Source organism: Streptococcus suis, from assembly GCF_017601095.1.
In the GTDB taxonomy this organism is placed as follows: Bacteria; Bacillota; Bacilli; order Lactobacillales; family Streptococcaceae; genus Streptococcus; species Streptococcus suis_Z.
In genome coordinates, this window is sequence record NZ_JAGFUX010000011.1 from 1 (window position 1) to 14,116 (window position 14,116).

Genomic DNA, 14,116 nt, shown 5'->3' on the forward strand with positions numbered 1-14,116 from the left:
GTTATGCGGTATTAGCTATCGTTTCCAATAGTTATCCCCCGCTATGAGGCAGGTTACCTACGCGTTACTCACCCGTTCGCGACTCATGATTAATGGTGGAGCAAGCTCCGGTATCAATCATGCGTTCCACTTGCATGTATTAGGCACGCCGCCAGCGTTCGTCCTGAGCCAGGATCAAACTCTCATTAAAAGTTTTGATTCAAACTCAAGCTATTGCTAGCTTTCCGTTTTATTGTTTTTGTTTTGTCATTGATGATTTATCCTTAGATAAATCACCCTGCACGTTTGGTTCGTCTTCTTTAATTTTCAAAGGTCTTGTTCGTTATCACTCTCTCGCGACAACTATCTTAGTTTATCATTTCTTGCGAAGCTTGTCAACACTTTTTTGAAACTTTTTTTCGTTTCTTTTCTATTAACGCCCTCAAGAGACAACTCACTTATTCTATCACCTGTGATTGTTGTTGTCAAGAGTTTTTTTAAACTTTTTTATCTTAATCAAAAGAACAACTCCAATTGGAGTTGTTCTTTTGATTATCCAAGACGTTGTTTGGCATCTGCAGCTCTTTGGAAAGCTTGACCAATGTAGTTAATACACAACATCATGACAAGGATAAAGATTGCTGCCGGCAACCAAATCCAAGTTTTGTTTTCCAAGACATCTGCATTTCGTGCATTTGAAATCAAGGTCCCCAAACTTGGAACAGTGGACGGAAGACCGAAACCAAGATAAGTCAATGAGGTCTCAATACCGATGTTTCCAGCAAAGTTCAATGTTAAGTTTACAATTATCAACGAACTTAGGTTTGGCAGAATCTCTCTAAACATAATCATGAAATCGCTCGTTCCAAGTGTTTTCGATGCACTTACATAATCTAACCGTGATTCAGATAGAGTCCTTGTCCGGAACAAACGTGCCTTAAAGGTCCAGTAGAACACACTCATGATTGCCACGAAATGGAAGATTGTGTAGTTCTTAACAACTGTTACAAATACAATAATCATCATCAAGGTTGGCAGAATCATGATAAAGTCAACGACACGCATCAAGAAACCATCCAAGCGGCCACCGTAATAACCGGAAACAACCCCTAAGGACACACCAACAATACTTGTGATAATGGTAATAGAGAAACCGATAATGATAGAATTTCGAGCACCAATGATTAATTGACCAAAGATGTCTTTACCACCTTCATCCGTCCCTAAAATATGACCATCCACACCTGGTGGCAAGTATCGTCCCATCAGGTTTACTTTCATCACTTCTTCTTGATTCAAGAAAAACGCTCCGATGAAAACTGTTAACAAGACTGTTACCAGTATAATCAACGATCCCAAGGCAACCTTATCTTTTAAGAATTCTCTTGAAATGACACGGAATCCTCCTGGAGGAGTTGAAGCCGTGTTTGTTTGTTTGTTTGTATTTTTACTCACTTGACTCCTCCTTACTTCACACGGATCCGTGGGTCAACAATACTCATAATTATATCTGAGAGAAGCGTACCCAAGAGTGTTGCAAAACCAAAAATCAAAATCAAGGCCAAGATAACACTGTAATCACGACTAGAAAGTGATGTGATAAAGAGTTGTCCCATTCCTGGATAGGTATAAATTGATTCTACAAAGACTGCACCACTAATCAAACCTGTCAATTCATAGCCCAAGAATGAGGCGATCGGTAAGATAGAGTTACGGAAAATATGGCGGTTGTAAACCACTTTTCCTGGAACACCTTTTGCACGAGCAGTACGAACATAATCTTGACCCTTAGCATCAATCACTCCCGTACGAAGGTACTGAATAGTACCGGTAGTTGACAAGATGGCCATGGTTAAGGCCGGAAGAATCATATGGTGCAAGCGGCTGAAAATCAGTGCAATGCCTTCAACACCAGATCCAACGGAACCACGAGTTGGGAACCAACCCAAACCAAAACCAAACATCCAGAGCAAGAGTATGGCAAAGATGAAGATCGGTGTTGAGAAGGTCAAGAAGTTATAAATAACGATGATCCGATCAGCTAGAGAGTTTTGATAGCGTCCTGCAATCATACCCAACGGAAGGGCAATTGCATAGGTCATAACCATGGTTAACAGAGACAACCAAATTGTGTTGTTCATCCGTTCCATGATAATGTTCAAAACAGGCTGCTTAAAGACAAAACTTTGACCGAAGTCCCCTTGCAAGAGATTACCAATCCAACGGAAGTATTGGATATGGATGGGATCATAGTAACCTGCTGCAATACGTTTTTGTTCGATAATAGCTGGGTCAATAGATGGGTCAATCATACCAGTGAAGGGATCCCCTGGCATCAACTTAGCAAAAGCAAAGGCGACAATACTAAGAATGATAATTTGAGGAATCATCAGCAGCAGACGACGTAAAATAGTTTTCCACATACTTAGTTACCTCCTTCCTTTGGCAAGGCTACGCTATGTGATGGCGAGATTGCCTGCAAATCAAAGACACGACCATTTTCGTCATAGTAGAACGCTTGTTTGTCCTGGTACTCTTTTTCCGCAGCCAAACGCTTCTCTTTGTTCTTCAACCGGTTAACAGGGTCAATTACTGGAATCGCAGATAGCAGACGCTTGGTATAGATGTGCTGTGGATTGGTATAGATATCTTTCTTGTTCCCGCTTTCCACAAAACGACCACGGTACATAATGAACAACTCATCACACATGTGTTGAACAACACCAAGGTCATGCGAAATAAAGAGGTAGCTCAACTTGTATTCTTCCTGAATGCGTTTCATGTAGTTCAACACTTGCGCCTGAACGGATAAGTCTAAGGCAGAAACTGGTTCGTCAGCGATGATTAAACGTGGGTTACTTGCAAGTGCACGAGCAACTCCGATACGTTGACGCTGACCACCTGAGAATTCATGCGGATACTTAATCAAAGCTTCTTCATTCAAACCAATAATGTCGAGCAGTTCAAGCACACGCTTCTTCTCCTCATCCGGAGACATGCGATCAAAGTTGCGGATCGGCTCAGCAATAATGTCCAAAATACGCTTTTTAGGATTAAAACTTGACAATGAATCTTGGAAGATCATTTGTACATCACGGTTAAAGTTTCCTTTTTTGTTGCGTGATTTGTTAGTCACATTTTGACCTTCGTAAAAGATTTGACCTGATGTGGCACGTTCCAAACCAATGATAGCTTTACCAATGGTTGATTTTCCAGAACCTGATTCACCAACAAGACCATAAGTTTTACCTTCTTCAAATTCAATATTGACACCATCAACAGCATAAACATGGTCTGTGACACGGTTAAAGAAGCCACTACGAATTGGGTAATGAACTTTTAAATCTTTAACTTCAATAAATCCCATTCTTAAGCCTCCTCTTCAAAGTAGAATGTCTCGTGACAGGTACAACGTACGAAATGGTTTGGTGCAACCTCGTGCATGCTTGGATTGTCTTCATGAGCGGATGCTTCAATCCAAGGAATACGTGGGGCAAAGCGGCAACCATTCCGAATCATCTTGGTAATAGGTGGAACAATTCCTTCAATAACGTGAAGGTCACCACCTTCCCCTTCAGATTGTGGGTTTGATTTCAATAATGAACGTGTGTAGGGATGTTTTGGATTGGTAAAGAGCTCCTCAACAGGTGCAACCTCTACAAATTGTCCACCATACATAACTGCCACACGATCAGCTGTTTCTGCCACGACCCCAAGGTCATGCGTGATCAGGATAATTCCAGAGTTGGTTTCTGCTTGAATATCGTTCAAGAGGTCCAAAATCTGCGCTTGAATGGTTACGTCCAAGGCCGTTGTTGGTTCATCAGCGATGATAATCGGTGGTTTACATGAGAGGGCGATGGCGATGATGATCCGCTGACGCATACCACCTGACAATTCATGTGGGTATTGCTTGAAGGTACGTTTTGGATTTGGGATACCTACTTGTGCCAGCAATTCCAAAACACGTTCTGTACGCTCACCAGCTGTCAAGTTTGTATGATAGACCAAAGCTTCATCAATTTGTGCACCAATGGTCATCAAGGGATTAAGAGACGCCAATGGATCTTGGAAAATCATGCCAATATCATTTCCGCGGATGGTGTTGTATTTTTCTTCTGTCAATCCAACCAATTCTTTGTTATCATATTGGATACTACCATCAATTTTTGTATTTAAGGGATTGTGCAAGCCCATAATGGTCGTTGCCAAGGTTGATTTACCACACCCAGATTCACCTACGATGGCCAAAATTTCATTTTTTTGCAATTCCATCGATACGCCGTCGACAGCATCAAAAAACTCGTCGCCAATACGGAATCCGACGTGCAAATCTTTAATTTCTAAAAGCGGTTTTTCCTTACTCACGCTTTTCCTCCTTTTATCGTCAGCTAGTACGCAAAACGCCCTGCTCAGGATTCAAATTTCTATTCTTATTAAAATAGAATATTGCTATTAGTCTATCACAATTCTTAGGTTTGCGCTAGCTATTTTAATAAAAACAAACCGTTTGAATACCAGGTTTTTTTGACCAACTGTTCAATCTTTGTCTAGCATTACCCAACACCAACTCGAAAAAAGCCAACTCTCGTTGGCTTTTTCTCAGAGTTAGTGGCAAAATATTATTCTGCAACGACACCTTTATCAGCAACTAATTCAATTTGCTCCCATCCTGCTTTTGAAGCTGATCCGTAGAGACGGTCATAGTATTTCACACGCTTGTTAACCGCAGTCAATACTTCTGATTCAAATGTAGGAATAACAAACGCTTGCTCGAAAGCATATGTCTGCCATGCTTTATAGTTTTTAAGGTTAGTCGCCTCATCAAATGATGCTTCTGAAGAGATTGCTTCCAATAATTTAGTGTTTTCATCTGATACGAAGTGGCTGAAGTTGAACATTGCATCTGCACCATACAAACCAGTTGGGTTTGGATCGTAACCAGTTGACCATCCACCAGCGTATACATCGATGTTTTGGTCGCTAGCTTGAAGCATATCGTAGAATGAGTTCGACTCAATTGTACGACCTGTGTACAATTCTACATTCAAGCCAACTTCTTTCCACCAAGCAAGGTATTGTTGTACCAAGGTTTCGTTTGCTTCTGTACGTTTACGAGCAGCAAATGTAATCTTGAATTCTTTACCATCTTTGCCTTCACGGATTCCGTCACCATCTACGTCTTTATAACCAGCTTCATCAAGCAATTGATTTGCTTTTTCTGGATCGTAAGTGTAGCCTGCCAATTCTGAATCATGGATATCACCGAAGAATGAGATGATCAATGACTTCGCTGGTTTGTAAAGACCATTGTAAAGACTCTCACCTGCAGTCTTCGTGTCTAGAGCGTAACCCATAGCTTGACGCAATTTCACATCGTTCATCTTGGCATTTTCGTTCATAACGTTTGTTTCAGCTTCAGTATCGTATTTACCAAGGTTGAAACCGATGTACTCGTAGTTAGAACCAATAGCACCTGTCAAGGTGATGTTTGAGAAGTCTTTGTAAGTATCCAATTGATCATTTGGCATCTCAGCGATATCGTAGTTACCGGCTTTCATTTCGGATACGATTGTATCTGGAGAAACGATATCCATCTTCACAGTGTCAACTTTTGGTTGACCTTTGTAGTAGTTAGGGTTTGCTGCAAAGGTTACGGACTCACCACTTACCATTTCTTTGATCGTGAATGGACCCATACCTACGTGCTTAGCTGTACGAGAGTACTCGCTCTTTTCCCAATCTGCAACTGGAATATCTTTATAGATGTGTTCAGGTGCAATGTGAGCTGGCACAGCGCCACCTGCATACATCATAGAAGGCGTCATTTTCTTCATTGTCAAGACAACAGTGTAGTCATCAACTTTTTTGATACCAGAGATGTCAGTTGCAGTACCTTCACGATACTCATCCATACCAACGATGTTTGTATATGTATCATCAAAACGTACACCAGTATAGCCTTTGTCTGCTAATGCCTTGATAGTGAAGATGTAGTCATCGATAGTGAAGGCTTCGCCATCTGACCACTTGTAGTCTTTACCAGTCAAGGTTACCGTTACAGTTTTGTTCTCAGTGTCAAATTCTGGTTTTGCAAGACCTGAATCGTCCAATTTACGGTTTCCATCATAGCCGAAGATCGGTACATCAACCATGCCACCGAAAGTAGAGTCTACATTGTTATCCGTCAACTCATCAATCAACAAACCAGTAGATGGAGATGCAGCAACAATCGCATAGTTCAACTGACCGCCTTTGATAGCTGTACCTTCGTTAGATACTTCAGTAGGGAACGTTGTATTTTGAGCAGCAGTGCTAGAACCTGAACTTGAGCTTGAGCCACATGCCGCAAGGACTGAAGCTGATAAAATTGAGACACCAGCTAAGGCAAGAAGTTTACTTGACTTTTTCATAAAACACCTCTTTTTTCATTTTCATTTTTAACAGTATATTAACTGTTTGTAAAGATTATTCTACCATAAAGTTTTCTTAAAGAAAACCCTTTTGTCAGAAAATTTTGTAAAAACTCTCATTTTCAAATCCTTCCCATTATTTCCAATGATTTTTCGCTGTTTTGTCAGTTTTTTTCATTTTATTTTTTCAAATTATCTATCAAGCAATGTCAGAAATTGAGTATATCCTTAAAATTATTCTATTTATATTTTCCAGTCCCTTTTATGGTATAATGTCGGTATGATTAAATTTTTACGCCATCTCATGTATATCTGTCTTTTTTTTGTTGCTGTCCTACCTTCTGCAGTTTATGCTGAAGAATACCAAGTTGCTGCTGATCACGCCCTTGCTTTTGAGGTTTCAACAGGAAAAATCCTCTATTCTAAAGATCCTGACACCAAAACAAAGGTTGCTTCTGTTAGCAAACTGCTGTCTATTTATTTGTTTTATCAGGCTATTGAAAATGGGACTTTGTCCATGGATACCCAAGTGACCATCTCAGACTATCCATACTCACTAACAGTTGATAGTGCCGTCAGCAATGTTAATTTAGACGCGCGTCAGTATAGTGTTCAGGATCTCTTGCATGCTGTGATTATTTCCTCAGCCAACAGCGCTACTATTGCCCTAGCCGAGGCCATTGCTGGAAGCGAACCAGCCTTTGTGGACTTAATGAAGGCACAGCTTAATGAGTGGGGATTTAACGATTATACCTTAGTCAATGCAACTGGTCTGAGCAACTCGTTTCTAGGTGATAACATTTATCCAGGTTCTAGCACAGATGATGAAAATATGTTATCTGCGACAACCGTTGCCTATATCGCTCGACGCTTGCTTTTGGACTATCCCCAAGTTTTAGATATTAGTTCACGAGCAAGCTACCTCTTTGGTGGATATTACTATGCTTCAACCAATGCCATGCTTGAAGGAGGGACCTATGCTCGTGCTGGTGTAGATGGACTAAAAACCGGTATGTCAGATACAGCTGGAGCAAGTTTCGTTGCCACTACTAAGGAAAATGATATGCGCATTGTCACCGTACTGCTAAACGCAACAGATGGTGTCGAGAATCCTGATAATCGTTTTGTCGCAAGCAATGACCTAATGAACTATGTGTTTCAGTACTTTACTTTAAAAACACTTGTAGCTCAAGGCCAGGCTTATCAGTCTAGTTCTGTTGCTATTTTTAATGGACAGAAAGACCGCATCGGAGCAATCGCAGCTTCCAATCTACACTATGTCCTACGCCTCAAAAATACCGAACCGGTGACTGCTTCTTTCACACCTTCTGCTTCTGTCCTTGATGCTCCGCTTGAAAAAGGCAGCGCTGTCGGCCAATTACAACTGACAGATACTGACTTCATTGGCAACGGCTATATTGGTGAGCAGCCCTCCATCACTATGGTAGCAAAATCAACCGCTGAAGAAGCCAACTGGCCCATTTCCTGGTGGAACCATTTTGTCCGCTATGTAAACGAAAATTTGTAAATTAGCTTTTTATATAGAAGAAAAAGAACACAGATTCCTTCATACCTCTGTGTTCTTTTATATTGGATTGCTTTAGAGTAATTTGATAGGAATGCCTGGGGAACTTCTTTCTATTATCTTCTTATGGAAAGCGACGTTTGTAGGGCAATCTAGTTTCCTAGACTTCCGTTTCTGTAACTATAAAGAAGAGGCGACTACCGTCGCTCTCTATTTCCAATGAGCGTTGGCATTTGTAGTATTCCCTACTTCTCATCTCCCACCTCGGTTGGAGATTGAGTTGGAGAGAGTTCCTGCGGAACTCCTAGCTACATATCGTTTTCTTACAGAAAACGACGAGCGTGGAAGGAATAGGATTTTTATAAGATTACAAAGAAGAGCGATTGCCATCGCTCCTTATCTCCAACCTCGGATTGGAGAGAGTTCCTGCGGAACTCCTCACTACATATCATTTTCTTACAGAAAATGACGAGCGTGGAAGGCATAGGATTTTTATAAGATTATAAAGAAGAGCGACTGCCGTCGCTCCCTATTTCCAACGTCGGTTGGTGAGAGTTCCTGTGGAACTCCTCACTACATATCATTTTCTTACAGAAAATGACGAGCGTGGAAGGTAACAATTCCCCGAATTGTTACCTTAACCCACGCTCCCCTCCATCTCATAGGCAATCAGTCTGTTGAGTTCGACTGCGTATTCCATTGGGAGTTCTTTGGTGAATGGTTCTACAAAGCCCATGACAATCATCTCTGTGGCTTCGGATTCTGATAGGCCACGGCTCATGAGGTAGTAGAGCTGTTCTTCTGAGATTTTTGATACTTTAGCTTCGTGTTCGAGGGCCACTTGTGAGTTGTGGATCTCATTAAATGGAATGGTATCTGATTTGGAAATATCATCCATGATAATAGTGTCACACTCGATGTGGCTGATTGACTTGGCTGAGTTTTTGGCAAAGGTTACTTGACCACGGTAGTTGACTTCTCCACCACCACGGGCAATAGATTTGGATACGATTGAAGATGATGTCCGTGGTGCATTGTGAATCATCTTGGCACCGGTATCTTGGACCTGACCTTTGTTGGCAAAGGCAATTGACAACATGGTTCCACGGGCTCCTTCGCCTTCCAAATAAACCGCAGGGTATTTCATGGTCGTCTTAGCACCAAGGTTTCCGTCAATCCACTCGACTGTTGCATTTTTCTCGGCACGGGCACGCTTGGTTACCAAGTTATAGACGTTATCAGACCAGTTCTGAATGGTGGTATAACGCATATAGGCACCTTCGTGGGCAATGATTTCCACAATGGCAGCGTGGAGGCTAGCCGTCGAGTAAGTCGGAGCGGTACAGCCTTCTACATAGTGAACACTCGCTCCTTCATCCACGATGATGAGGGTGCGTTCAAACTGACCTGTTCCTTCGTTGTTGATACGGAAATAGGTTTGGAGTGGAATATCCAGCTTAACACCTTTTGGTACGTAGATGAAGGTTCCACCTGACCAAACCGCTGAGTTGAGGGCAGCTAGTTTATTGTCTGACGGCGGAACGAGTTTTCCAAAGTATTTTTTGAAGAGTTCTGGATGTTCTTTGAGTGCCGTGTCAGTATCTGTAAAGATAATGCCGTGCTTATCGTACTCTTCCTTCATGTTGTGGTAAACCACTTCTGATTCGTACTGGGCAGAGGCTCCTGCTAGGTAGGCACGCTCGGCTTCTGGAATACCGATGCGTTCAAAGGTTTCTTTGATTTTGTCTGGCACATCGTCCCAGCTGCGTGCTGGCTTATCCGACGGTTTTTGATAGTAAACAATATCATCAAAATCCAGTTCAGACAGGTCAGCTCCCCAGGTCTGCATCGGCATTTTCTTGAAGGTTTCGTAGGATTTCAACCGGAATTCCAACATCCATTCAGGCTCGCCTTTGATTCGGGACATTTCACGAATGACATCTTCGCTCAAGCCCTTACCTGTCGAAGCCACCAGTTCCACGTTTTCATCATGGAAACCGAATTTGTATTCCCCAAGATCAATTGGGGTTGGTTCAATTCTTTCTTCTGACATAATAATAAGATACTAAGCCCCTTAAGAAAGCAAATGAAAAACAGGAAATCGACTTCGTGTGCAAACACACGAGGAGATTTATCTTTTTTCAAAAGCTTAAGGGCCTGTTCAATTCCAATCAGAAACTGAACAATCCTTTCTGTATGATTTTCATTTTTTATTTATTTGTTTGTTGATGCTCAGCAAGCACCTTCACTTCGTTCGATTGCTTTCTTCAAGACACTAAACTTGGTTGGAACTTGATATTCGTATTTTGCAAAACGAAATCAATTTCTACCAATGACACGAACTTCGTTCGCTTCATTTCCAACCTCCAAAGGTTTCCCAAACCTTTGGAGCTAATTCGCTGATTTTGGTAATATCGACCAAAATCGCTCATGTCGCAGTTGCCCTTCATTCAGCACTCTCACTTCGTTCCAGTGCTTTCTTCAGGGCATTCCATGGAAGTGTGGCACATTTAATTCGTTGGGGGAATTTGGCGACACCTGCAAGGAGCGAGGCGTCTCCAAGTTCCTTCTGGCGTTCACCTTCTTGGCCTTGGACCATTTGTGAGAAAATTTCTGCTAGTTCTTGAATCTGACTGATTTCTTTGCCAAGCACTGCTTCAGTCATCATAGAAGCTGATGCGGTTGAAATGGTACAGCCAACTCCGTCAAAAGCAATATCGGTAATCACATTTTTTTCAATCTTGACTGATAGTTCAATCACATCGCCACAGGTTGGGTTGTGGAGTTCCAACGTTTCCACACCTTCTAAACTCCCGCGATGGCGAGGCGACTTGGAGTGTTCTGACACAACTGCCATATAAAGAGAGTCTAGTCTAGATAGGGCCATTGAAAAACTCCTTTGTCTTGATAATTGCTTCAACCAACTTGTCACAGTCAGACTTGGTATTGTAGATGTAAAAACTTGCTCGTACAGTAGCAGGCACCTGCAAGTATCTGAGAAGCGGTTGGGCACAATGGTGACCAGCCCGCACAGCAACACCTTCATAGTCCAGAGCAGTTGCCACATCATGTGGATGCAAGTCGTCCAAGTTAAAGGCGATAACCCCCGTCCGCTTGGACAGGTCCTGACTGCCATAAATGGTCAAGCCTGGAATAGCCTGTAATTTAGGAAAGACGTAGTCAACCAGTTCTGCCTCGTGGGCCTGGATAGCGTCCATACCAATTTCGGTCAGATAATCAACGGCCGCTCCCAGCCCAATCGCACCGGCAATATTTGGCGTTCCAGCTTCAAACTTCCAGGGCAATTCTTTCCAAGTGGCTGACTGCTCATAGACAAAGTCAATCATCTCACCGCCGAATTCAACAGGCGACATAAGATTGAGCAACTCTTCCTTGCCGTAGATAACGCCGATTCCTGTCGGTCCTAACATCTTATGACCTGAAAAGGCAAAGAAGTCCACATCTAATTCTTGTACGTTGACAGCCATGTGGGGAACTGACTGGGCTCCGTCCACCACCAAGTAGGCACCGACTTGATGGACCAGCTCTGCTATTTCCCCAATAGGAGCCACGCTACCCAAGACATTGGACACGTGGGCCAGGGAGACAAACTTGGTCTTTTCGGAGAGCATGGACTTGAGGCAATCCACATCCAACTCGCCGTCTTTTAGGGGTACATAGCGGAGCTTGGCACCTGTTTTCTGACAGGCTTGCTGCCAAGGGATGATATTGGAGTGGTGCTCTTGGACCGAGATAATCACTTCCTGGTCTGGCTGGAGAATTTCTCTGGCAAACTGAGCCACCCAGTTAAGACCGGTGGTCGTTCCTCTGGTGAAGAGGATTTCCTTGCTAGACTTGGCCTGGATAAAATCAGCCACCTTCTGCCGAGCGTCTTCATAGCGAGCCGTTGCCCGTTCCGAAAGGGTGTGGACACCACGGTGGACATTGGCATTATCTTTTTGATAATAATCCACCAGCACATCCAGTACCTGTTGCGGTTTTTGAGTGGTCGCCGCATTATCCAAATAGACCAGCGGCTCATCATTGACCACTTGGTCTAGGATTGGAAAATCCTTGCGAATGCGTTCAAAATCAATCATCTTATCTCTTTGTTAGTTTTTCTTCAATGACGGCAATCAACTCGTCACGGACTTCCTTGACAGGGATTTCTGTGATAACAGATCCTAGGAAACCACGAATGACCAAGCGTTCAGCTGTTGCACGGTCCAAACCGCGACTCATGAGATAGTACATATCCTCTGGGTCAACCTGTCCGATAGAGGCCGCGTGACCAGCTGTAACTTCGTTCTCATCGATGAGGAGGATTGGATTGGCATCTGAGCGTGCCTTATCGGATAGCATGAGAACACGGCTTTCCTGCTGGGCATCTGCACCCTTGGCACCGCGGACAATATGACCGATACCGTTAAAGGTCAGGGTTCCACTTTCAAGGATAACCCCATGTTGCAGGATGTGACCGACTGAATTATGACCGTAGTTAGTCACGCGTGTATCCACACCTTGGACCTGACGGCCTGATGAAAGACCAACAACCTTGAGGTTGGCATGGCTACCATTTCCTTTTAGTTCGCTGTCTAAGTCCGCAATGACATTCCCCTCGTTGAGCAGACCAATCGCCCAATCAATCGTTGCATCGTTTCCAAGATAGCCACGGCGGTTGAGGTAGGTATCCAAGTGCTTGCCAAGGCGATCAATGGCTGCAAACTTGATTTGGCTACCAGCAAGGGCAATCACTTCCACCATAATATTGGCTGAATTCGCTACTGCTCCGTCACCCAGACTTTCAAAACGTTCTAGGTAATTAAACTTGGCATTTTTGCCAGCGATGATGAGAACACGTTTGTTAAAGGCAATCGGGCTAGTGCTATCTTGGTAGAAAAGTGCCTCAACTGGCTGGTCAATTTCAACGTTGTCAGGAACATAGAGAACCGCGGTTGCGTTGAAATATGCTGTGTTATAGGCGGCTAATTTGTGCTCGTCATAGGAGACAGCTGCTCCCAGATACTTCTCGATGACATCTGGAATGACATCCATAGCTGAAGTAAAGTCCGTAAAGACTACCCCTTTTTCGACTAGATCAGCTGGCAACTGTTCTAAAACCGTTTGACTGCCAACCTGGACCAGCATAGGATTGTCACCGATAGCTGTAAAATCTGGCACAGCTCCGATTTCATCATTTGTAGCTAGGCTTCCGTCACCTAGATTCCAACGGTGAAACTTGACCCGCTCGATAACCGGCAAGTCCAGCTCTGCTATTTTGTCAAAAGCCTTAAGACGCAGGTCTGTCAACCAAGTTGGTTCTGCCTGCAAGGCTGAAAATTCTTGAATCTTTTCTTTGGTCATAACTTCCTCCAAAGACTTAAATGTCATCTTCTTTGTAGTCGATGCCAAGCTCTGCTGCGACTTGGACATAGCCTTCTTTTTCCAAGCGTTGCGCCAATTCTGGTCCGCCTGAAAGCACGACACGACCTTCCATCATGACATGGACAACATCAGGAGTGATGTAGTTGAGCAAGCGTTGGTAGTGAGTGATAATCATGGCACCGAAGCCTTCACCACGCATGGCATTGATACCTTTTGATACAACTTTAAGGGCATCAATATCCAAACCTGAGTCAATCTCGTCAAGAAGAGCGAAAGTTGGCTCTAACATGAGCAACTGCAGAATTTCATTACGTTTTTTCTCACCACCTGAGAAGCCTTCGTTGAGGTAACGCTCTGCCATTTCCTCTTTCATGTTGAGGAGTTCCATTTTTTCATCCAGCTTAGTGATGAAGTCGCGGACAGAAATCTTGTCTTCATCTTCCTTGCCAGCGTTCATAGCTGCACGGAGAAATTCTGCGTTGGTTATCCCCGGAATTTCTGACGGATATTGCATAGCCAAGAAGAGTCCCATACGGGCACGTTCATCGACTTCTAACTCCAAAATGTTAACACCGTCTAAGAGCACTTCCCCTTGGGTCACTTCATAACTTGGATTGCCCATGATGGCTGCTGAAAGGGTTGATTTACCGGTACCGTTTGGTCCCATGATGGCTGCAATTTCACCTGTTTTGAGGGTCAAATTGACACCCTTGAGGATTTCCTTGCCTTCAATTTCCACATGAAGGTCTTTGATTTCTAATACTGACATGGTATGCTCCTTTATTTATTATCTTTCTCATTATATCAAAAAAAG

General features: G+C 43.2%; 11 protein-coding genes and 1 rRNA gene. 1 reads left to right on the top strand and 11 read right to left on the bottom strand.

Going from position 1 to position 14,116, the window contains the following annotated elements; genetic code table 11:
• The 6 genes from J5566_RS08835 to J5566_RS08860 all read right to left on the bottom strand — a co-directional run.
• A 16S ribosomal RNA gene (locus tag J5566_RS08835) occupies positions 1-190 on the bottom strand; the annotation flags it as partial.
• Between the two features lie 341 nt (positions 191-531).
• Positions 532-1,434: an ABC transporter permease gene (locus tag J5566_RS08840; protein WP_208562985.1), complete on the bottom strand. Its 903-nt coding sequence runs from the start codon at positions 1,432-1,434 to the stop codon at positions 532-534.
• An 11-nt stretch (positions 1,435-1,445) separates the two neighbouring features.
• Positions 1,446-2,402 (bottom strand): oligopeptide ABC transporter permease, encoded by a 957-nt coding sequence (gene opp4B / locus J5566_RS08845; protein ID WP_208562986.1) that lies wholly within the window; start codon positions 2,400-2,402, stop codon positions 1,446-1,448.
• Positions 2,403-2,404: 2 nt separating this feature from the next.
• Positions 2,405-3,346, bottom strand: coding sequence for an ATP-binding cassette domain-containing protein (locus J5566_RS08850; RefSeq protein ID WP_208562987.1), 942 nt, complete (start codon positions 3,344-3,346; stop codon positions 2,405-2,407).
• 2 nt (positions 3,347-3,348) lie between these two features.
• A complete protein-coding gene (locus tag J5566_RS08855) occupies positions 3,349-4,347 on the bottom strand; it encodes an ABC transporter ATP-binding protein (RefSeq protein WP_208562988.1) in 999 nt (332 codons plus the stop codon).
• 254 nt (positions 4,348-4,601) lie between these two features.
• A complete protein-coding gene (locus J5566_RS08860; protein ID WP_208562989.1) occupies positions 4,602-6,392 on the bottom strand; it encodes an oligopeptide ABC transporter substrate-binding protein in 1,791 nt (596 codons plus the stop codon).
• A 280-nt stretch (positions 6,393-6,672) separates the two neighbouring features.
• Between J5566_RS08860 and pbp3 the strand changes: the two genes are divergently transcribed.
• Positions 6,673-7,920 carry a D-alanyl-D-alanine carboxypeptidase PBP3 gene (pbp3, locus tag J5566_RS08865; protein ID WP_208562990.1) on the top strand — a complete coding sequence of 416 codons (1,248 nt, stop codon included), beginning with the start codon at positions 6,673-6,675 and terminating at the stop codon, positions 7,918-7,920.
• Positions 7,921-8,554: 634 nt separating this feature from the next.
• On the opposite strand, the gene sufB is transcribed toward pbp3, so the two are convergent.
• From sufB to sufC, 5 genes are all read right to left on the bottom strand, one after another.
• Positions 8,555-9,970: a Fe-S cluster assembly protein SufB gene (gene sufB, locus J5566_RS08870; RefSeq protein WP_024377883.1), complete on the bottom strand. Its 1,416-nt coding sequence runs from the start codon at positions 9,968-9,970 to the stop codon at positions 8,555-8,557.
• Positions 9,971-10,363: 393 nt separating this feature from the next.
• The gene (sufU, locus tag J5566_RS08875; RefSeq protein ID WP_208562991.1) at positions 10,364-10,804 is read right to left on the bottom strand and encodes a Fe-S cluster assembly sulfur transfer protein SufU; all 441 of its coding nucleotides are present in this window, start codon (positions 10,802-10,804) and stop codon (positions 10,364-10,366) included.
• Positions 10,791-12,017 (bottom strand): cysteine desulfurase, encoded by a 1,227-nt coding sequence (locus J5566_RS08880; RefSeq protein ID WP_244229005.1) that lies wholly within the window; start codon positions 12,015-12,017, stop codon positions 10,791-10,793. Before J5566_RS08880 ends, sufU begins: the two co-directional genes overlap by 14 nt.
• A 1-nt stretch (position 12,018) precedes the next feature.
• The gene (gene sufD, locus J5566_RS08885) at positions 12,019-13,281 is read right to left on the bottom strand and encodes a Fe-S cluster assembly protein SufD (protein ID WP_208562992.1); all 1,263 of its coding nucleotides are present in this window, start codon (positions 13,279-13,281) and stop codon (positions 12,019-12,021) included.
• A 16-nt stretch (positions 13,282-13,297) separates the two neighbouring features.
• Complete coding sequence (gene sufC / locus J5566_RS08890) at positions 13,298-14,071, bottom strand: Fe-S cluster assembly ATPase SufC (RefSeq protein ID WP_208562993.1); 774 nt, start codon at positions 14,069-14,071, stop codon at positions 13,298-13,300.
• Between the last annotated feature and the right edge of the window lie 45 nt (positions 14,072-14,116).

Coding starts and splice junctions, on each gene's coding strand:
- opp4B (WP_208562986.1), bottom strand. CDS start 2,402: ATGTGGAAAACTATTTTACGTCGTCTGCTGCTGATGATTCCTCAAATT.
- J5566_RS08850 (WP_208562987.1), bottom strand. CDS start 3,346: ATGGGATTTATTGAAGTTAAAGATTTAAAAGTTCATTACCCAATTCGT.
- J5566_RS08860 (WP_208562989.1), bottom strand. CDS start 6,392: ATGAAAAAGTCAAGTAAACTTCTTGCCTTAGCTGGTGTCTCAATTTTA.
- pbp3 (WP_208562990.1), top strand. CDS start 6,673: ATGATTAAATTTTTACGCCATCTCATGTATATCTGTCTTTTTTTTGTT.
- sufB (WP_024377883.1), bottom strand. CDS start 9,970: ATGTCAGAAGAAAGAATTGAACCAACCCCAATTGATCTTGGGGAATAC.
- sufU (WP_208562991.1), bottom strand. CDS start 10,804: ATGGCCCTATCTAGACTAGACTCTCTTTATATGGCAGTTGTGTCAGAA.
- J5566_RS08880 (WP_244229005.1), bottom strand. CDS start 12,017: ATGATTGATTTTGAACGCATTCGCAAGGATTTTCCAATCCTAGACCAA.
- sufD (WP_208562992.1), bottom strand. CDS start 13,281: ATGACCAAAGAAAAGATTCAAGAATTTTCAGCCTTGCAGGCAGAACCA.
- sufC (WP_208562993.1), bottom strand. CDS start 14,071: ATGTCAGTATTAGAAATCAAAGACCTTCATGTGGAAATTGAAGGCAAG.